This is a genomic window from Micromonospora sp. NPDC005197, from assembly GCF_040608295.1.
Taxonomy (GTDB): Bacteria; Actinomycetota; Actinomycetes; order Mycobacteriales; family Micromonosporaceae; genus Micromonospora.
Genome location: NZ_JBEXHY010000113.1, coordinates 1 through 16,621, shown reverse-complemented (window position 1 = coordinate 16,621; position 16,621 = coordinate 1). Strand labels below are relative to the sequence as shown.

17 protein-coding genes and 2 tRNA genes are annotated in these 16,621 nt (G+C 71.1%); 13 read left to right on the top strand and 6 right to left on the bottom strand.

Annotation, left to right across the window (positions count from 1 at the left end):
• Positions 1-49: 49 nt before the first annotated feature.
• Positions 50-517 carry a ribose-5-phosphate isomerase gene (locus ABZU46_RS25810; protein WP_354861770.1) on the top strand — a complete coding sequence of 156 codons (468 nt, stop codon included), beginning with the start codon at positions 50-52 and terminating at the stop codon, positions 515-517.
• A gap of 15 nt (positions 518-532) precedes the next feature.
• Here ABZU46_RS25810 and ABZU46_RS25805 read toward each other — a convergent pair whose 3' ends face one another.
• Entirely contained in the window at positions 533-874 is a 342-nt protein-coding gene (locus tag ABZU46_RS25805) for a hypothetical protein (protein ID WP_354861768.1), read from the bottom strand.
• 182 nt (positions 875-1,056) lie between these two features.
• On the opposite strand from ABZU46_RS25805, the gene ABZU46_RS25800 reads away from it, so the two are divergent.
• Positions 1,057-1,602, top strand: a complete 546-nt coding sequence (locus ABZU46_RS25800; protein ID WP_354861766.1) for a hypothetical protein — start codon at positions 1,057-1,059, stop codon at positions 1,600-1,602.
• Positions 1,603-1,788: 186 nt separating this feature from the next.
• On the opposite strand, the gene ABZU46_RS25795 is transcribed toward ABZU46_RS25800, so the two are convergent.
• On the bottom strand, positions 1,789-3,936 hold the full coding sequence (locus ABZU46_RS25795) for a M14 family zinc carboxypeptidase (RefSeq protein WP_354861765.1): 2,148 nt from the start codon (positions 3,934-3,936) through the stop codon (positions 1,789-1,791).
• Between the two features lie 117 nt (positions 3,937-4,053).
• On the opposite strand from ABZU46_RS25795, the gene ABZU46_RS25790 reads away from it, so the two are divergent.
• The 4 genes from ABZU46_RS25790 (at position 4,054) to ABZU46_RS25775 (ending at position 8,148) form a co-directional block, all read left to right on the top strand.
• Complete coding sequence (locus ABZU46_RS25790) at positions 4,054-5,049, top strand: PQQ-binding-like beta-propeller repeat protein (RefSeq protein ID WP_354861763.1); 996 nt, start codon at positions 4,054-4,056, stop codon at positions 5,047-5,049.
• A gap of 100 nt (positions 5,050-5,149) precedes the next feature.
• On the top strand, positions 5,150-5,656 hold the full coding sequence (locus ABZU46_RS25785; RefSeq protein ID WP_354861761.1) for a SigE family RNA polymerase sigma factor: 507 nt from the start codon (positions 5,150-5,152) through the stop codon (positions 5,654-5,656).
• On the top strand, positions 5,656-6,498 hold the full coding sequence (locus ABZU46_RS25780) for a hypothetical protein (RefSeq protein ID WP_354861760.1): 843 nt from the start codon (positions 5,656-5,658) through the stop codon (positions 6,496-6,498). Before ABZU46_RS25785 ends, ABZU46_RS25780 begins: the two co-directional genes overlap by 1 nt.
• A gap of 78 nt (positions 6,499-6,576) precedes the next feature.
• Positions 6,577-8,148: a hypothetical protein gene (locus ABZU46_RS25775; protein WP_354861758.1), complete on the top strand. Its 1,572-nt coding sequence runs from the start codon at positions 6,577-6,579 to the stop codon at positions 8,146-8,148.
• A gap of 53 nt (positions 8,149-8,201) precedes the next feature.
• On the opposite strand, the gene ABZU46_RS25770 is transcribed toward ABZU46_RS25775, so the two are convergent.
• Both ABZU46_RS25770 and ABZU46_RS25765 read right to left on the bottom strand, forming a co-directional pair.
• Positions 8,202-8,432: a hypothetical protein gene (locus tag ABZU46_RS25770; RefSeq protein ID WP_354861757.1), complete on the bottom strand. Its 231-nt coding sequence runs from the start codon at positions 8,430-8,432 to the stop codon at positions 8,202-8,204.
• 91 nt (positions 8,433-8,523) lie between these two features.
• Positions 8,524-8,597 (bottom strand) — tRNA-Gly (locus ABZU46_RS25765).
• A 308-nt stretch (positions 8,598-8,905) separates the two neighbouring features.
• Here ABZU46_RS25765 and ABZU46_RS25760 point away from each other — a divergent pair.
• The 5 genes from ABZU46_RS25760 (at position 8,906) to clpX (ending at position 13,460) form a co-directional block, all read left to right on the top strand.
• A tRNA-Pro gene (locus ABZU46_RS25760) sits at positions 8,906-8,979 on the top strand.
• Positions 8,980-9,097: 118 nt separating this feature from the next.
• Positions 9,098-10,444, top strand: coding sequence for a trigger factor (gene tig / locus ABZU46_RS25755; protein ID WP_354861756.1), 1,347 nt, complete (start codon positions 9,098-9,100; stop codon positions 10,442-10,444).
• A 194-nt stretch (positions 10,445-10,638) separates the two neighbouring features.
• Positions 10,639-11,280 (top strand): ATP-dependent Clp protease proteolytic subunit, encoded by a 642-nt coding sequence (locus ABZU46_RS25750; protein WP_007464111.1) that lies wholly within the window; start codon positions 10,639-10,641, stop codon positions 11,278-11,280.
• A 10-nt stretch (positions 11,281-11,290) separates the two neighbouring features.
• Positions 11,291-11,953 (top strand): ATP-dependent Clp protease proteolytic subunit, encoded by a 663-nt coding sequence (locus ABZU46_RS25745; protein ID WP_121652300.1) that lies wholly within the window; start codon positions 11,291-11,293, stop codon positions 11,951-11,953.
• Between the two features lie 211 nt (positions 11,954-12,164).
• The gene (clpX, locus tag ABZU46_RS25740; protein WP_139588132.1) at positions 12,165-13,460 is read left to right on the top strand and encodes an ATP-dependent Clp protease ATP-binding subunit ClpX; all 1,296 of its coding nucleotides are present in this window, start codon (positions 12,165-12,167) and stop codon (positions 13,458-13,460) included.
• 28 nt (positions 13,461-13,488) lie between these two features.
• Here the strand turns inward: clpX and ABZU46_RS25735 are convergent, their stop codons facing one another.
• Complete coding sequence (locus ABZU46_RS25735; protein WP_354861754.1) at positions 13,489-14,109, bottom strand: XRE family transcriptional regulator; 621 nt, start codon at positions 14,107-14,109, stop codon at positions 13,489-13,491.
• 41 nt (positions 14,110-14,150) lie between these two features.
• Here ABZU46_RS25735 and ABZU46_RS25730 point away from each other — a divergent pair, with 41 nt between their 5' ends.
• Together ABZU46_RS25730 and ABZU46_RS25725 are read left to right on the top strand one after the other, a co-directional pair.
• Positions 14,151-14,984 (top strand): DMT family transporter, encoded by an 834-nt coding sequence (locus ABZU46_RS25730; RefSeq protein ID WP_354861752.1) that lies wholly within the window; start codon positions 14,151-14,153, stop codon positions 14,982-14,984.
• A gap of 39 nt (positions 14,985-15,023) precedes the next feature.
• Positions 15,024-15,821, top strand: a complete 798-nt coding sequence (locus ABZU46_RS25725) for a carbon-nitrogen hydrolase family protein (RefSeq protein WP_354861750.1) — start codon at positions 15,024-15,026, stop codon at positions 15,819-15,821.
• 4 nt (positions 15,822-15,825) lie between these two features.
• Here the strand turns inward: ABZU46_RS25725 and ABZU46_RS25720 are convergent, their stop codons facing one another.
• Positions 15,826-16,050, bottom strand: coding sequence for a hypothetical protein (locus tag ABZU46_RS25720; protein ID WP_354861749.1), 225 nt, complete (start codon positions 16,048-16,050; stop codon positions 15,826-15,828).
• Positions 16,051-16,621: the final 571 nt, after the last annotated feature.

The following is a 16,621-nucleotide window of genomic DNA, read 5'->3' as shown; positions in this document are numbered from 1 at the left end:
GACGCCGCAGGGGCGGCGTCGGAGAGCGCGGCCTGACAGACTGCCCGGTATGCGCGTCTACCTGGGATCCGACCACGCCGGTTTCGAGTTGAAGGTGCACCTGGCCAATCACCTGGCCAAGCAGGGGTACGACGTGGTCGACGTCGGCCCGCACAGCTACGACCCGGACGACGACTACCCGACGTTCTGCCTGCACACGGGTGACCGGGTGGTGGCCGACGAGACCTCCCTGGGGGTGGTCATCGGCGGGTCCGGCAACGGCGAGCAGATCGCCGCGAACAAGGTCGTCGGCGTACGGGCCGCGCTGGCCTGGAGCGTCGAGACGGCTCAGCTCGCCCGCCAGCACAACGACGCGAACGTCGTCGCGGTGGGCGCCCGCCAGCACACCCTGGACGAGGCCACCGGCATCGTCGAGGCGTTCCTGAACACGCCGTTCTCCGGCAACGAGCGGCACGCCCGCCGGATCATCCAGGTCGCCACGTACGAGCAGACCCGGGAACTGCCCGACCTGCCCTGACCCGGGCCGCCGGCCTCAGCGCGGCGAGCGGGGCAGCTCCTCGCGGGGCACCCAGTTGCGGCGGACGACGACCACCCGGGCCTCCGCCTCGGCAAGGTCGTCGTCGGTGGGCCGGGCGGCGTCCCGGGCCCGCAGCGCGGCGCTCAGCCCCACCTGGGACGAGCCGGAGCCGACCAGCCCCCGTAGACCCCGCTCGCCGTCGCGGTCGTCGCCGCCGGGCCCCCGACGCCGCGGCGGCGACTCCACGCCGTCGTGTACGCCGGCCGTGCTGGCCGTCGTACCGTCGGCGCCGCGCCCGGCCGGGTCGGAGTCGGACTGGTGGCGCAGCCGTCGCCTGCGTCGCTCCGGATCACCCATCAGCCGACCGTACCTCGCCCGGTGTGGAATTCGGCACGTCGTGCCGGGTTCGCGCCGGACGGCGGTCGGCGACCGATTTGCCGGCTGGCTACCCTCGGATTCGGGCGGTGATCGTGCCGCCGGTCGGGTTCGCCGGCTGGCTCCTCGAATTCGGGGCTGCCGCCGGTCAGGGGGAGGACGAGATGGCAGACCAGACGCAGCCGTGGGCGGAGCGAACCGTGGAGGTCCCACCGCAGGCCGGCGTCGGGGTGCCGCCGCAGCGGGACGGGTTCCGCCGGGGTGTGGCGCCGGTGGGTCAGCCGCGTAACCCACGGACCGAACCGTTTCCGGTGGTCGAGCAGGAGCCGACCGGTACGGGCTGGCCGGGCGAGCCGGCGGCGCGCCGACCGTTGAGCTGGCGCCTGGCCCAGTTACGTCGCGGCGGCGAGTGGAGCGCGGCGGGTGGCCTGTTCGCGTTCGTGTGTTGGGGGATCTGGGCGCTCTCCGGTGGCGGCGACCTGTCCGGCCCGCTGCTGGTGCTCGTGTTGAGCCTGCTGGTGGCGGTCGGCCTGTTCGCGCTGGCCCGGGTGATCGGTCGGTTGGTGCTGGAGCGGCAGCTCGGGCGGGTCCGACGCAGCGCGCGGGGCGCCCACCTGGCCACCGCTGTCTTCCTCGTCGGTCTCGGCGTGGCCTGGCTGCAGCAGACCGAGTGGGTCGTCTCGGCCTGGAACTGGATCACCTCGAACTGACCCGGGGCGCGCACGGGCGGGCCGGCCAGGCCGCCCGCCCGTGCGTCGGCGTCGCGCGACACCGCGACGCCGGTCGTCTCCCCACCAGGCAAGGCCGCTGCTTACCCGGCCGGCCACGGTTCATCCGTGGCCGGCCGGCGCGTCCGTCGTTCGGGTCAGCCGAGTCGACCCGGCATCCCTGCCGGGTCAGCCGGTGGCCGCCTCGGCGGCGGCGTGGTCGCGGGCCACCCGGACCAGTTCGACCAGGCCGCCCGCGTACTCCTGGGACTCGCCGTGCGCCTCGTCGAACGGCGGCTGGAAGCCGACGCCTTCCCACTCGCCGGTGGCCGGATTCCAGCGGTCGTTGCCGACCTCGAAGTCCCAGGCGAAGATGCCCAGCTCGTAGTAGAGCTGGTCGGCCGAGTTGCCGGCGGCGGAGTAGAGCACGTCGGCGACCGGGCCGGTCTGCGACGGCCAGGTCACCGTGCCGCGTTCCTGGGCGATGGCGCCGACGATGCGCCGGGCGCTGTTCAGGAACAGCGTCGACTCGTCGATCGACGGTCGGGGCAGGGTGATCCGACCGTCGGCCCGGTACGCCCCCGGCGGCCACATGAAGTACCCGCCGTAGGAGTGCACGTTCATCGCGAATTTGATGTTCGGGTGGGCCTTGGCCAGCGCGATGACGTTGCCGCTCTCCGCCTCGGACAGCTCCGCCGTGCCGGCGTAGTTGCCGGAGAGACAGTTCGCGCTGGCACCCACGTACCCGTCGAAGTACGACCCGACGGTGTAGTTGCGGTTGACGTCGACGCCCCACGAGGTGCGGTAGCGCGGGTCGCGGGCCGGCCCGGTGCAGTGGTTGACCAGGTTCTTGCGCTGGAAGTTGAAGTCGTTGAACGAGTAGTTCGCCCCGTCCGGGTTGACCGTCGGGATGACGAAGACGTCGACCTGTTCCAGCAGCTGACGGGTGGCCGGGTCGGTACGGGCGTTGGCCAGCATCCGCTCGGCGAACTCCAGCGTCACCAGCGGGGTGGCCCATTCCCGGGCGTGTTCCTGGGAGTACGCCAGCACGCCGACCCGGGAGCCGTCGCGGTGCACGCCGAGGCGCAGCGCCTGCACCGTCCACGGCTTCGCCGGCACCTCGGTGCCCTGGAGGCCGTCGTCGAGGCGGGCCGGACCGGCGACCGGCATCGGCAGCCCGGTCGAGCCGTCCTCGACGGTGGCCCGGAACCGGTTCTTCTGGCGGGCGTTGATGGCCGCGGCGACGTCGTCGGTGGTGCTCACCGTCTTGCCGGCCGCGTCGGTGGCGAGCGTGACCGTGAGGACGCGGTCCCGGTAGCCGACGGTCAGCGGCCGGGAGGGCCGGCCCGGGTCGACCGTGCGCACCTGGACGCCGTTCATGCCCTGGTCACCGAAGCGGACCGACTCGACCACCACGGCGGAGACTGCCGGGTCACCCAGGTACGCGACGGCGTTGCGGCGGTACCCCTGGGTCTTGTTCGGCAGGTCGATGACGTCCACCAGGTCCCGGTACTGGCGGGCCAGCCGCTTGATCCGCGCCTGGATGTCCACCGGCGTCAGGTACGCGTCGATGAAGTCCTTCTGGTAGCCGGCCGGCAGCGGCGGCGGGGTGGCGTTCGGCCACAGCGCCGGCGTGACCGTTCGGCTGACCCCGCCAAGGCTGGAGGTGGCGGTCAGCTGGACCGGCCGGCTCGGCACCGGCTGGGGGAGGTTGTAGTGGTACTGGTACTCGCCCGAGTCCTCGAACCGGTAGAGCGGGAACGATCCGGTGGCGCCGTCCGCGGTCCGCCAACTGACGGTGATCTCCACGTCCGGGTCGTCGGTGGCGGTGGTGGCCACCTGCGCCTGCAGGAACGTCTGCCCACCGGTGGTCCACCAGTACGCCTGCTGCACCGCGAGGGTGTCGACCCCGACGGCGGCGGTGGTGCGCTGTCCGGTGCCCGGCGCGCGCAGCCCGGAGGCGGTGCGGGCCTGCGCCGCGCGGACGCTGTCCGCGAAGTGCCGGCTGCCGTCGCCGGCCCGTTGAACGATCTGGGTGGCTGTGGCGCCCTGGGCGGTGAGGTCGGCGAGCTGCGCGCCGGTCAGCACCAGGTCGGCGAGGATCCGCCCGTCCCGCGCCCGGGGCCGGTTGGCCAGGTCGGCGCCGGCGGCGACCAACCGGTCGAGCTGGGCCTGGTCGCGCAGCTGCACCCGGACCAGAGCGGTCTCGGTCGCGGCCAGGGTGATCGGTGTGGCGTCGGCGGCGGGTTTCGCCGCTGCCGGGCCGGGATGAGACAGCGCCGCGCTGATCAGGATCGCTGTGGTGGCGGCAGCCATCCACCGTCGTCGGACGATCATGTGCCCTCCTGTGACGGACGTCGATGTGCTTGGTCCTTACACCAGTGCACAGATCGACACCTGTCAAGGGATCTCGCTCGTGGACACCACGACGGTGGCCCCGGAGGTTAGGTTGGAGTGATCTTCCAGGTTCGATGGCGTCGGTCGCTGCACCAGCGACCCGACCCGACAGCGATCGCCAGCGCGTCCGACTGCGTGGTGGTGCACGAGCGCGGCACTCGTCTCGTCTGCCTCGACCCGGTCGATGGCGCGACCCGCTGGGACGTCCCGATCGGTACCTGGCCCCGGGCGGTGGTCGTCGACGGTACGCAGTGCTGGGTGATCAGTCAGGACCGCGCCGAGTTGCGCTGCCTCGACCTGCACACCGGAGCCATCCTCTGGAGCGCCGACCTGTCCCCGTTCCCCGGTCACATCGTGGTTGCCGGGGACCGCGTCCTTGCGGGGGGCTGGCGCGGGTATACCCGGCTCCGGGCGTACGACCGGTGGACCGGGAGCCCGCTCTGGACCGACCCGCAGCGAACGGCGACCCTGCTACCCAGGGTGGTCGGCGGACAGGTGCTCGTCGGCGAGCCGGGCGGTACGTCGGTGCGACTGCTCGACGGGCGCGATGGAGGCGAGGTGTTCCGCTGGACTCTTCCCGAGCCGCTCGTGGCCGGCGACGGCCAGTGGCCGGCGTTCGTCCCCGCTGACGCCGACCGCGTTCTGCTGCGCTGCGGAGCACGTACCGTCTGGCAGCTCCAGCCCGCCGCCGGCGCCTCGGGCGAATTCTTCCGGCACGACCACGATCTGGCCCACCACGGCATCGGGGTCGCGGACGCGACGGCGTGGGTGCCGGAACTCCGGGACGGGCTCGTCGCCGTGGACCTGAAGACCGGCACCAGGCTCTGGCGGCTCGACGTGGGGTCGGACGTCGCCGGGAAAGCCGTCCGGGTCGGCGCCGGGCAGGTCGTGGCCACGAGGCGGCCGGGAATGCTGATGCTCGTCGACCACAGCGGCCGGCCCCACGCCCGAGCCCTGGTCGACAAGCAGCTCAACGGCATCCGCCGCCTCACGCCCGACCTGCTGCTCGTCCTCGGCAAGGGCACGCTCGCCGCGGTCGCCGTCACAGGTTGACGCGCAACCGGCCTCGACTCCGGCGAGTTCTTCCTGTCGCGATGCAACCCGCTGGGCCGGACCCGGCGTGACTATCTCGAATCGGGGATCGGAGGCCTGGATGAGCGATCGCGACGCGGCGTTCGCCGACTATTTCGCGGCGAGGTCGGACGCGATGCGTGGCACGGCGTACCTGCTGTGCGGCGACTGGCATCGGGCGGAGGACTTGGTCCAGACCGCGTTCGTGAAGCTCTACCTGGTCTGGAACCGCGTCTCCCGGCACGAGGTGCTCGACAACTACGTGCGGCAGATCCTGATCCGCACGTTCCTCGACGAGCGCCGCCGCGGCTGGTGGCGGCGTGAACGGGTGGGCGGCGACAACGCCGAGCAGGCGGCACCGTCCGACTCGCCGGAGACCCGTCTGGTGCTGCTGCGGGCGCTCGCCTCGGTGGCGCCGCGTCAACGGGCGGTGCTGGTTCTCCGCTACTGGGAGGACCTTTCGGTCGAGGACGTCGCGGCGCTGCTGGACTGCTCGCCGGGGACGGTGAAGAGCCAGGCGGCGCGCGGGCTGGACACGCTGCGCGGCCTCCTGGCAACCACGAACAGCGGGATCGAGATGGGGAAGTGATGAACGGAGAAGACCTGCGTGAGGCGCTGCGCCGCGAGATGGCGGAGGCCGCCTCGCCACCACCGTTGAGTACGGTGGCCGCGCTCGACGCGGGACGACGCGCCCGCAGTCGCCGCCGTACCGCCTGGGCGTGCGCCGGATCGGCGGCCGTGGTGCTGGCGGTCGCCGGCCTCGCCGCCGTGGGCACACCCAAGGGCGACGTCTACCAGCCGGCAGGGGGTCCGCAGGCCATTCCGAACCCGTCGGCGTCAGACACCAGGAAGCCGTGGCCGGCCGGGCCGGACGGTCAACCACAGGAGGACCGGACCGCGCGGGCAGGGTCGAAGTACGACCAGGGGATACGGCTGCTCGACGAGGTCGTCTCCGTCGTGCCCGCCGGCTACACCGCGCCGGAGGACCCGGCGAACCAGCCCGCCGACCAGAGGACGCTGCGGACCCACCAGGCGCAGTTCGAGGACACGGTGAACGGCGTCGACCTGTGGAGCTACCTGACCTCGGTTGCCGTTGCCCAGGGGCAGGGCACCGGGCGTGTGGTCGTCGAGGTGCACGACGCTGGCAACCAACTACCCACTGAACCCTGCGCGCTGGCCCGCCAGTTCTGGGGCATGCAGGGCGAGTGTCAGGTCGAGGCCGTCGGGGCGGCGAAGGTGGGCGTGGTGGTCCGGCCGGGTGACGACGATCGGCTCGACCAGTGGGCGGCCTACCGGCACCCGGACGGTGTGGTGGTGTTCGTCGCGCAGGGCACGAAACTCGACGAGACGCGGCCGGAGTTGACGGAACTGCCGTTCTCCGTGCCGCAGTTGGCGGCCCTCGCGGTCGACGAACGGTTCCACCTGAGGTGACACGGTGACCCGGCCCTCTCGGGCCACCCGCCGATAACTCGGAGGCGGGCCGGGCCGCTGGTCCGGCAGCATGATCACATGACGTGGAGGCCGAGGCACCGGGAAGAAGCCAGCGCCGAGATGAAGCCGGCGCTGGAGGCGGCAATCGCCGCGGCCGCCCAGCGTTCCGCCGCCGGCCGGAAAACCGTGGAGCACCTCGCCTTCCTGCTGGCCGATGTGGGCGCCAACGCCGACCACGACCTGGGCCGGGCGGCACTGCGGGCGCTGGCTCGATCCCCGAAAATGGTGGCCCGGCTCGACGAATGCGCCCGCCAGGTGCTGTGGTGCCTGCCGGACCAGTCGCCACCGCTCGTTCGGCTGGTGGCCGGTCTGTCCCAGCCCACTGTCAACCCGCTCGCCGTGGCGATGGCCAGCACCCACCGCGACGGACGCGTCCGCGAGCGCGCGGTCCGGTCCATGCTGGACGGTCCCCGCCCGGATCTGGTGCCGTTTCTGGTGCTGCGCACCGGCGACTGGGTCCGGCAGGTGCGGGACCGGGCCCGTGCGGGCCTCGCGCTGCTGCTGGCCGACGACCCGGCCACGTACCTTCCGGCGGCCATGCCGATGGCACTGTTGGTGGACGCCCGGTCGCGCGGCGGCTTCGCCGCCAACCAGGTCACGGCCGCGCTGCTCAACGCGTCGCCAGCCGTACGCCGGGTGGTCGGCGCCTCCGGCGCCGCGGCCCAGCGGCGGCTGGTCTTCGAGGTCGAGGTGGCGCAGCGCTGGCTGCGGATCGACGACCTGGTGGACGTCGCGGAGTCCGACACCCATGTACGCATCCGCTCGCTGGCGGCCGAGGCGGCCTGTAGGGAGGCGGTGTGGACCGGGCGGCTCCCGATCCTGCGGCGGCTCGCCCGCAGCCGCTGGCCGGACGTACGGGCGGTCGCTCTCACCGGCCTGCTGCGGGTCGGAGAGCCGGCCGAGGTGGCCACCCGTCTCGATGACCCCGCGTCGCTGGTGCGGGCCATCGCCAGGGAGGCCGCTCGGCGCGTCGGCACCGACGCGCAGGCGCACTACCGGGCGGCCGTCACCGGCCCCGCGCCCACACCAGGTGCCGTCCACGGGTTCAGCGAGAGCGCTTCGGCTGCCGACGCGCCGCTGCTGAACCGGCTCCTCACCCACCCGGCCGCGACGATCCGCGCCGCGGCCGTACACGGCCTCCGCCAGCTCGACGTCGTTGACACCGGCCGGGTCCTGCCTTTGCTGACCGATCCCGCACCGTCGGTCGTCCGCGAGGCCACCACGGCGCTCCGACCCGTCGCGGCAACCCTGCCGGCGGAGCTGCCCTGGCAGTTGCTCACCGGCGCGCGGGTGGAACTGCGGCGCGCAGGCTATCGGCTGCTCGGCACGGCACCCGAAGCCGTGCGGTTGCGTGCCGCCCTGCTCCTGGCCGTCGACCCCGATCCGGGGTTGTCCCGACGCGGTCGTGCCGACGTGACCGGGCTCGTGCGAGACGCCAGCCGTACGACCTGGCGTCGCACGCCGCTGCCCTCTCTCGACGTGACGACCGACCACCGTGCGGACCTCCTCGTGCTGGCCCGGCGTGCGGCGCCCGCCCTCGGGGAGGAGGTCAGTGATCTGCTCTCCGCATGGCTCACGAGGTCTCCTTAGGGCGCGCCGCGGCTGGCTGTGGAGGTCGGACCAGCGGGCCGCGACCCCTGTGGTCAAACCATCAGGTTCAGCACGCCCAGGACGATTGACACGGCGATCGCGGCCAGCGTGATGCCCGCGACGGCACGTGTGACGGCACGGGCCAACCGGCTGCCTCCGGCGCCCTCGGCGAGGCGGCCCATCATCTCCGCCCGCGCGTCGACGGAGTACTGATCGGTGCTCGCATCCACCTGGGCGCGCTTCAACCAGCCACGGTCGGGGGTGGGGTGCTGAACCGTTCCCATGCATCCAGTCTGCGTCGCTGTGCAAGCCCAATGCGGGAGAGGCGAACGGCCCAGGTGCCGCGATCATGCGGTCTGCCTGGGCCTTCATGGGTGGAGCGGGCGACGGGAATCGAACCCGCACCGTCAGTTTGGAAGACTGAAGCTCTGCCATTGAGCTACGCCCGCGCTCCGCCCCGCCGAAACGGGACGCGCCGACAGCGTACCCAATGCCCGTGTCCGGTGCGCAGCCGCGCCACCGCCCCGCGGCGTCGCGGGACACGCGCGTCGCGTGTCGACCGCCCAAGATCCGCACCACTTCGGGGAAATGGCGGTGTCCCGGCTCGCGGATACCCCCACATCCCCGAAGTCGTGCGGATCTTGACGTCGGGCGCGGGCGCGCGGGGCACAAGGTGCGGCCTTTGGGGGATCTGTCCGGGTGGGGGACGCCCCGGCACCGCCTGAGGCGCGGCGACGGCATAGACTGCACGTCGCCACGGGGTGTGGCGCAGCTTGGTAGCGCACTCGCTTTGGGAGCGAGGGGCCGTGGGTTCAAATCCCGCCACCCCGACTGTCGTCCGCGTCCGGGTCGCCCCGGGCGCTGCGGGCCGGCCCCGCCGGCTCGCCTACACTCGATGGGCCAATCGAAGGCCCAGAATCAAAACCAAGATTCGTCAAGGAGTACGCCTGTGAAGAGCACCGTCGAGACTCTGAGCCCGACGCGCGTGCGGCTCGCCATCGAGGTGCCGTTCGTCGAGCTCGAGCCGAGCCTCAAGAAGGCGTACCGGGAGATCGGTTCGCAGGTCCAGGTCCCGGGCTTCCGCCGGGGCAAGGTGCCGACCGCGGTGATCGACCAGCGGGTGGGCCGGGGCACCGTCCTCAACGAGGCGGTCCAGGACGCCATCCCGGAGAACATCCTCGCCGCGGTGCGCGAGCACGACCTGAAGACGCTGGGACGTCCCGAGGTCGAGATCACCGAGTTCAACGACGGTGACTCGCTGAACTTCACCGCCGAGGTCGACGTCCGTCCGGAGATCACGCTGCCCGACGCGAGCACCATCGAGGTGACCGTCGACGAGCTGCAGATCGACGAGAGCGAGATCGACGAGCAGGTGAAGAACCTGCGCGAGCGGTTCGCCACCCTCAAGACCGTCGAGCGCGCCGCCGCCGAGGGCGACTACGTGCAGATCGACCTGAACGCCACCGTCGACGGCGAGGACGTGCCGGGCGGCCAGGCCAGCAACATCTCCCACGAGGTGGGCAGCAAGCAGCTCCTGCCGGGCCTGGACGAGGCCGTGGTCGGTCTCGCCGCCGGCGACAGCACCACCTTCACCACCCAGCTGGTCGGCGGCGACTTCGCCGGCCGGGACGCCGACGTGGCGGTGACCGTGCGCACGGTCAAGGAGAAGGAGCTGCCGGAGCTGAACGACGAGTTCGCCCAGATGGCCAGCGAGTTCGACACGATCGAGGAGCTGCGCGGCGACCTGCGGGCGCGGGTCACGCAGGGCAAGCAGGTCGAGCAGATCTACGCGGCCCGGGACAAGGCGCTGGCGCAGCTGGTCGAGGCCGCCGAGGTGCCGGCGCCGGAGGGTGTCGTCCGCGAGGAGGTCGCGAGCCGCAAGCAGGCGATGGTCGACCAGCTGGAGCGGATCGGCGCCTCGCTTGAGGAGTACCTGGCGGCCGAGGAGAAGACCGAGGAGCAGATCGACGCCGAGCTGACCGAGGCGGCGACCGAGGGCGTCAAGGTGCAGCTCCTGCTGGACACGCTGGCCGACGCCGAGGACGTGCAGGTCTCCGACGACGAGTTCGGGCACGAGATCGTGCACCGGGCGCAGCGCGCCGGGATGGCCCCGCAGCAGTACTACGACCAGCTGGTGCGCTCCGGCGCGGCCGCCGCGGTCTTCGGTGACGTGCGGCGGGGCAAGGCGCTCGCGGCCGTCATGGAGCGGATCACGATCAAGGACTCGGCCGGCAACGAGGTCACCCTGGACGCGCTGCGCGCCGCCAACGAGGCGGAGCACAACCACGAGCACTGATCGTCGGGTGCGGCCGCCGTCCGCCGCTGCGCGGTGCACGGCGGCCGAATCCTTTCCGGGGTACGCCCGGACGCCCGCGCCGCGGGTGCGCCTGACACAGCTGCGCTGAGAGCGAACAGTGCCCCGACCGGGGCTCTGCCGCCCCGTACAGCGGTTAGTGTCGGGAAAGACGGTACGGAGAGCGAAGGGCTGCCATGACCGACATGCACATCCCCAAGAAGTCGCTCCGGGCGATTGACGCGCGCGGTGGCGACTCCATTGGCAACCTCGACGACTCGGTCTACAACCGGTTGCTCAAGGAACGCATCATCTTCCTGGGCAGTGAGGTGACCGACCAGGTCGCCAACCGCATCTGCGCGCAGCTGCTGCTGCTCGCCGCGGAGGACCCGGACCGCGACATCAACCTGTGGATCAACTCGCCGGGTGGCTCGGTCTACTCCGGCATGGCGATCTACGACACCATGCAGTTCATCGACAACGACGTGTCGACCGTGGCGATGGGCATGGCTGCCTCGATGGGTCAGCTGCTGCTCTGCGCGGGCACCAAGGGCAAGCGTTACGCCCTGCCGCACGCTCGGATCATGATGCACCAGCCGTCCGGTGGTCTGGGCGGCACGGCGTCCGACATCGCCATCCAGGCGGAGCAGATGCTCTACACGAAGCGAATGTTCCAGGAGCGCGTCGCGCACCACACCGGCCAGAGCCAGTCGCAGATCGAGGCCGACTCGGACCGGGACCGTTGGTTCACCGCCCAGGAGGCCATGGACTACGGCTTCATCGACAAGGTGATCATCGGGGCCGCTCAGGTTCCGGATGGCGCCGGGACCCTGAGCTGAGGAGCTGACGATGACCGATCTGAGCTTGCCGCCCCAGTTCGCGGCCGTGCACAACCGCTACGTGCTGCCGTCGTTCGTCGAGCGCACGTCGTACGGGGTCAAGGAGTCGAACCCGTACAACAAGCTCTTCGAGGACCGGATCATCTTCCTCGGTGTCCAGGTGGACGACGCGTCGGCCAACGACGTGATGGCCCAGCTGCTGACGCTGGAGGGCACCGACCCGGACCGCGACATCATCATGTACATCAACTCGCCGGGTGGCTCGTTCACCGCGATGACGGCGATCTACGACACCATGCAGTACGTCCGTCCGGACATCTCGACGGTCTGCCTCGGGCAGGCCGCCAGCGCGGCGGCGGTGCTGCTGTCGGCGGGTACGCCGGGTAAGCGGATGGCCCTGCCGAACTCGCGGATCATCATCCACCAGCCGGCCACCGAGGGTGGCTACGGGCAGGGCTCGGACATCGAGATCCAGGCTCGGGAGATCCTGCGGATGCGGACGCAGTTGGAGGACATGCTGTCCCGCCACTGCAACCGCCCGATCGAGCAGGTCCGCAAGGACATCGACCGTGACAAGATCATGACGGCCGAGGAGTCCAAGGAGTACGGGCTGGTGGACACGATCCTGACCAGCCGCAAGAAGGGTCTGCTGGCTGCCAACGCGGCCAGCTGAGTCAGTACCGGGTCAGGGGTTGGCCGGGGCGTTGGTTCCCGGCCGACCTCTGACACACCCGTTTTGGGGGTCGGAGAATGTCCCGCCAGCGGGTAACGTCGGGTCCGTACCGCTTCGCCGGTTGGGCCGGTGTGGCGAACCAAGCCGGGCGGCGCGCAGCGTCCGCAGGTCAGGGCCGGGTCTCCGGCCGATGAGTGCAGGGAGAACGTAGGTGGCACGGATCGGTGACGGCGGCGACCTACTGAAATGCTCCTTCTGCGGCAAGTCGCAGAAGCAGGTGAAGAAGCTCATCGCGGGCCCTGGGGTCTACATCTGCGACGAGTGCATCGATCTCTGTAACGAGATCATCGAAGAGGAGTTGGCCGAGTCCGGCGAGGTGAAGTGGGAAGAGCTTCCCAAGCCGATGGAGATCTGCCAGTTCCTCGACAACTACGTCGTCGGGCAGGATCAGGCCAAGAAGGCGCTCGCGGTAGCGGTCTACAACCACTACAAGCGCATCCAGGCCGAGGCGGCCGGCGCGCCGGGCTCCGGCAGTGACGCGGTCGAGCTGGCCAAGTCCAACATCCTGCTGCTCGGGCCGACCGGGTGCGGCAAGACCCACCTGGCGCAGACGCTCGCCCGGATGTTGAACGTCCCGTTCGCCATAGCCGACGCCACGGCGCTGACCGAGGCGGGCTACGTCGGTGAGGATGTGGAGAACATCCTCCTCAAGCTGATCCAGGCCGCGGACTATGACATCAAGCGCGCCGAGACCGGCATCATCTACATCGACGAGGTCGACAAGATCGCCCGCAAGTCGGAAAATCCGTCGATCACACGGGACGTCTCCGGCGAGGGTGTGCAGCAGGCGCTGCTCAAGATGCTGGAAGGCACGGTGGCCAACGTGCCGCCGCAGGGTGGTCGTAAGCACCCGCACCAGGAGTTCATCCAGATCGACACCACAAACGTGCTGTTCATCTGTGGTGGTGCGTTCGCCGGTCTTGATCAGATCATCGAGTCCCGCACCGGCCAGGGCGGCACCGGTTTCGGCGCACGGCTCCGGTCGGTGTCCGACCGGTCGACCGATGACATCTTCAGCCAGGTCATGCCGGAAGACATGCTCAAGTTCGGCCTGATCCCCGAGTTCGTCGGCCGGCTCCCGGTGATCACCAATGTGCGCAGCCTGGACCGCAGCGCCCTGGTGCGCATCCTCACCGAGCCGCGCAACGCGCTGGTCCGGCAGTACCAGCGGCTCTTCGAGCTGGACGGGGTCGAGCTGGAGTTCGACGAGCCGGCGTTGGAGGCGATCGCCGACCAGGCGATGCTGCGGGGCACGGGTGCCCGTGGTCTGCGGGCCATCATCGAGGAGGTTCTGCTCTCCGCGATGTTCGAGGTCCCGAGCAACCCGGACGCCGCCCGGGTGCTGATCACCCGCGAGGTCGTCCTGGAGAACGTCAACCCGACGATCGTTCCGCGCGAGTTCACCGGGCGTCGGGCCCGGCGGGACCGCGAGGAGAAGTCGGCCTGATCTTCCGCGCGTCCACGCCGGCCGTTCGCTACTGACGCGGCCGGCGTGACCGTGTTCGGCGGTCCCACTCGCCCGACGGGGTGACCGCCACCATCATCAGCCGGGCCGGTTCCGCGGCGTCGTTGCGGTAGCCGTGCTCCCGGTCGGCGTGGAACTCGATCGTGTCACCGGCCCGGACGGCGTGATCCTGCCCGTCGACGTGGACGATCACCGCGCCGGCGAGGACGTGCAGCACCTCGCGGGTGCCGCGCGGGTGGTCGGAGGAGCGGTGTCCTTCCCCCGGCTCCAGCCGCCAGTCCCACAGCTCGACCAGGTCGGGCTCGCCCAGCCCGCTCAGCAGGTGGCCGGTGCCGCCGTGTTCTCCGTGCCAGAGCACGGGCGCCTCGGCCGTGGAGCTGATCCGCACCGTCCGCTCCTCGTCCGGCTCGACCAGTCGGGCGATGTTGACGCCGAACGCGTCAGCGACGCGGCACAGCGTGCCGACGCTGGGGTTGGTGCGGGCGCTCTCGATCTGCACGAGCATCGCCTTGCTCACCCCGGATCGGCCGGCCAGTTCCTCGAAGGACCAGCCCCGGGCGGCGCGCAGTTCCCGTACCTGCCGGGCGACGGCGGCGGTCACCGCGCCCACCCGGCCACCTGTGTCGGTCATCAAACTATCCTTCACGGTCACTATTGTGGTACGACAGTGGCATGCTACCCATTCTCCTGGCCGCGGTGTCCGCGATTGCCTTCGGCACCGCCGACTTCTCCGGCGGCAAGGCGTCCCGCCGGGCGGACCCGATCGCGGTGACCGTGGTCTCCCAACTGCTGAGCGTCCCCCTGCTGGTCGCTCTGGTGCTGGTGGTGCCCGGGACCCCGAACCTCGCCGACATCGCCTGGGGGCTGCTCGCCGGGGTGGCCGGCGCTGGCGGCGTCATGCTGCTCTACCGGGCGCTCGCCGGCGGAATGATGGCCGTGGTGGCGCCGGTCACCGCGATCACCGCAGCGGTGGTGCCGATCGTCGCCGGCCTGTTCACGTCGAGCTTCCCCGGCGCCTTGGCGCTCACCGGCGCCGGCCTCGCCGTGGTGGCGATCGCCCTGGTCAGCCTGGGTGAAGGGGGCCGCGGTCCGGGCGCTCCCGCGCGGCTGGTGGGTCTCGCCCTCGCCGCCGGCGCGCTCTTCGGCGTCTTCTTCACACTGCTCGGCCAGGCCAGCGAGAGTGCCGGCATGTGGCCGGTGGCGGCGGTCCGGGCCAGCTCGATCGCCTTCGGCCTGATCCTCGCCGCCGGCACCGGGGTGCGGCTCCGGCTCGACCGGCGGGTGCTGGTTTGGGCGGCCGTCGCCGGTCTGCTCGACAGCGCCGCCAACGCGCTCTTCATGGCCGCCGCCGCGCGGGGTCACCTCAGCATCGTGGCGGCGATCGCCGCGCTCTATCCCGCCAGCACGGTGCTGCTCGCGCTCGCCGTCGACCGGGAACGCCTGCGGCCGGTCCAGATCGCCGGCCTCGGGTTCGCCGCGGGGGCGCTGGTGCTGGCCAGCATCTGACGCTGTCCGCGCCGGCCGTCCCGGCCGTACTCTGGGCCTATGCGCGTCGCCGTCTGCCAGCTCAACGCCCGGGATGACCGCAAGGCCAACCTGGCCGCCGCCGAGGCGCTGCTGGAACGCGCCGCCGACGGCGGCGCGGACCTCGCCATCCTTCCGGAGTACGTGGACTATCTCGGCCCAGCGGCCGGCCTGCCCGAACCGGAGCCGGTCGACGGCGAGGTGGGCAGCTTCTTCGCGGGGGTCGCCCGGCGGCTGGGCATGTGGGTGCTGGCCGGGTCGTTCCACGAGGCCGGCCCGGACCCGGAGCACACCTGGAACACGTCGTTGGTCTTCGACCGTGCCGGCAGCCTGGCCGCGAGCTACCGCAAGATCCATCTGTACGACGTGGAGATCCCGGGCCGGGTCTCCTACCGGGAGTCGGCGAGCGTCGCGCCCGGCGTCCAACCCGTCGTCGTGGACGTTGAGGGTCTCCGGGTCGGGCTGTCGATCTGCTACGACCTGCGCTTCCCGGAGCTGTACCGGCGGCTCGCCACCGAGGGCGGCGCCCAACTGCTGGTGGTGCCGGCGGCGTTCATGCTGCACACCGGGCGGGACCACTGGGAGGTCCTGTTGCGGGCCCGCGCCATCGAGAACCAGTGTTTCGTGGCGGCAGCCGGTCAGACGGGCGACCACGAGCCCGGCCGCACGTGCTTCGGGCGCAGCATGGTGGTCGACCCGTGGGGGACGGTCCTCACGCAACTGCCGGACGGCCCCGGCGTTGCCGTCGCCGACCTGGACCTCGCCCGCCTCGCTGCCATCCGGGCCGAGCTGCCCAGCCTGGCCAACCGCCGGCTCTGAGCGCTCAGCCCTCCAACAGGACGCCGATCGTCGCGAAGCCGGCGATGACCACGGCGGTGACCAGCAGAGCGGTGGTCATCCGGGATCTGCCCCGACGGGCCAGCCGTCCCACCGAGAGCACGAGGACCACGAGCACGACCGCGCCGATCACCAGTTGCCAGAACGGCAGGAGGACGCCGAGCAGTGCTTCCTCGGCAAACACCGTGGCGCCCAGCCCGGACTCATCCATGCCTGACACTCTGGCACGCCGACGCGCGCGGCGTCGCCGACCGCGGGTGCAGACCGCGCCGATCCGCTCGACCAAACCAGTGATGAACCCTGATTTGCCTTCTCCCGGCGGTCCGCGTAACTTTCTCTCTGCACGGGGGAGGCCGGACAAACCGGCCGAGAACGGGCACCGGGCTCGTGGCGGAAACGCCGAGCGAGACCGACGATCGGGCGGTGCGGGACACCCCGGCAACGGGGTTGCGAACGCGAAGCCGACCGGGTAGAGTTCTGAAGCCGGCAGGAGCCGGGCGGAGAGCCGCGAAGCGGTGATCGGCCGGTCTGCGGCTTCCCACGACAGAAACGACCGCCGGGTACGGCGTGCGTCATCGTGGGTCCGGACGAACCAGATTGATCGCCTCGGATACGAGGTTGACAATGAAAGTTCGACCAAGTAGGTTTGAGCGGTTGCCCCGAAACGGGGTTCCACGGAATGTGGAGCTTCTGATCGGTGTGTGGTTGTTCTTTGAGAACTCAACAGGGTGCTTGTAAAGCCAGTGCCAATTATGATTTATACCCCGGATTGGTCGAGCCTT

Excerpts from the sequence above, each read along its gene's own strand:
- ABZU46_RS25735 (WP_354861754.1), bottom strand. The coding sequence starts at position 14,109 with ATGACCGACACAGGTGGCCGGGTGGGCGCGGTGACCGCCGCCGTCGCC.
- ABZU46_RS25725 (WP_354861750.1), top strand. The coding sequence starts at position 15,024 with ATGCGCGTCGCCGTCTGCCAGCTCAACGCCCGGGATGACCGCAAGGCC.
- ABZU46_RS25810 (WP_354861770.1), top strand. The coding sequence starts at position 50 with ATGCGCGTCTACCTGGGATCCGACCACGCCGGTTTCGAGTTGAAGGTG.
- ABZU46_RS25800 (WP_354861766.1), top strand. The coding sequence starts at position 1,057 with ATGGCAGACCAGACGCAGCCGTGGGCGGAGCGAACCGTGGAGGTCCCA.
- ABZU46_RS25780 (WP_354861760.1), top strand. The coding sequence starts at position 5,656 with ATGAACGGAGAAGACCTGCGTGAGGCGCTGCGCCGCGAGATGGCGGAG.
- ABZU46_RS25805 (WP_354861768.1), bottom strand. The coding sequence starts at position 874 with ATGGGTGATCCGGAGCGACGCAGGCGACGGCTGCGCCACCAGTCCGAC.
- ABZU46_RS25785 (WP_354861761.1), top strand. The coding sequence starts at position 5,150 with ATGAGCGATCGCGACGCGGCGTTCGCCGACTATTTCGCGGCGAGGTCG.
- ABZU46_RS25730 (WP_354861752.1), top strand. The coding sequence starts at position 14,151 with ATGCTACCCATTCTCCTGGCCGCGGTGTCCGCGATTGCCTTCGGCACC.
- ABZU46_RS25745 (WP_121652300.1), top strand. The coding sequence starts at position 11,291 with ATGACCGATCTGAGCTTGCCGCCCCAGTTCGCGGCCGTGCACAACCGC.
- ABZU46_RS25775 (WP_354861758.1), top strand. The coding sequence starts at position 6,577 with ATGACGTGGAGGCCGAGGCACCGGGAAGAAGCCAGCGCCGAGATGAAG.
- ABZU46_RS25795 (WP_354861765.1), bottom strand. The coding sequence starts at position 3,936 with ATGATCGTCCGACGACGGTGGATGGCTGCCGCCACCACAGCGATCCTG.
- ABZU46_RS25720 (WP_354861749.1), bottom strand. The coding sequence starts at position 16,050 with ATGGATGAGTCCGGGCTGGGCGCCACGGTGTTTGCCGAGGAAGCACTG.
- ABZU46_RS25750 (WP_007464111.1), top strand. The coding sequence starts at position 10,639 with ATGACCGACATGCACATCCCCAAGAAGTCGCTCCGGGCGATTGACGCG.
- ABZU46_RS25770 (WP_354861757.1), bottom strand. The coding sequence starts at position 8,432 with ATGGGAACGGTTCAGCACCCCACCCCCGACCGTGGCTGGTTGAAGCGC.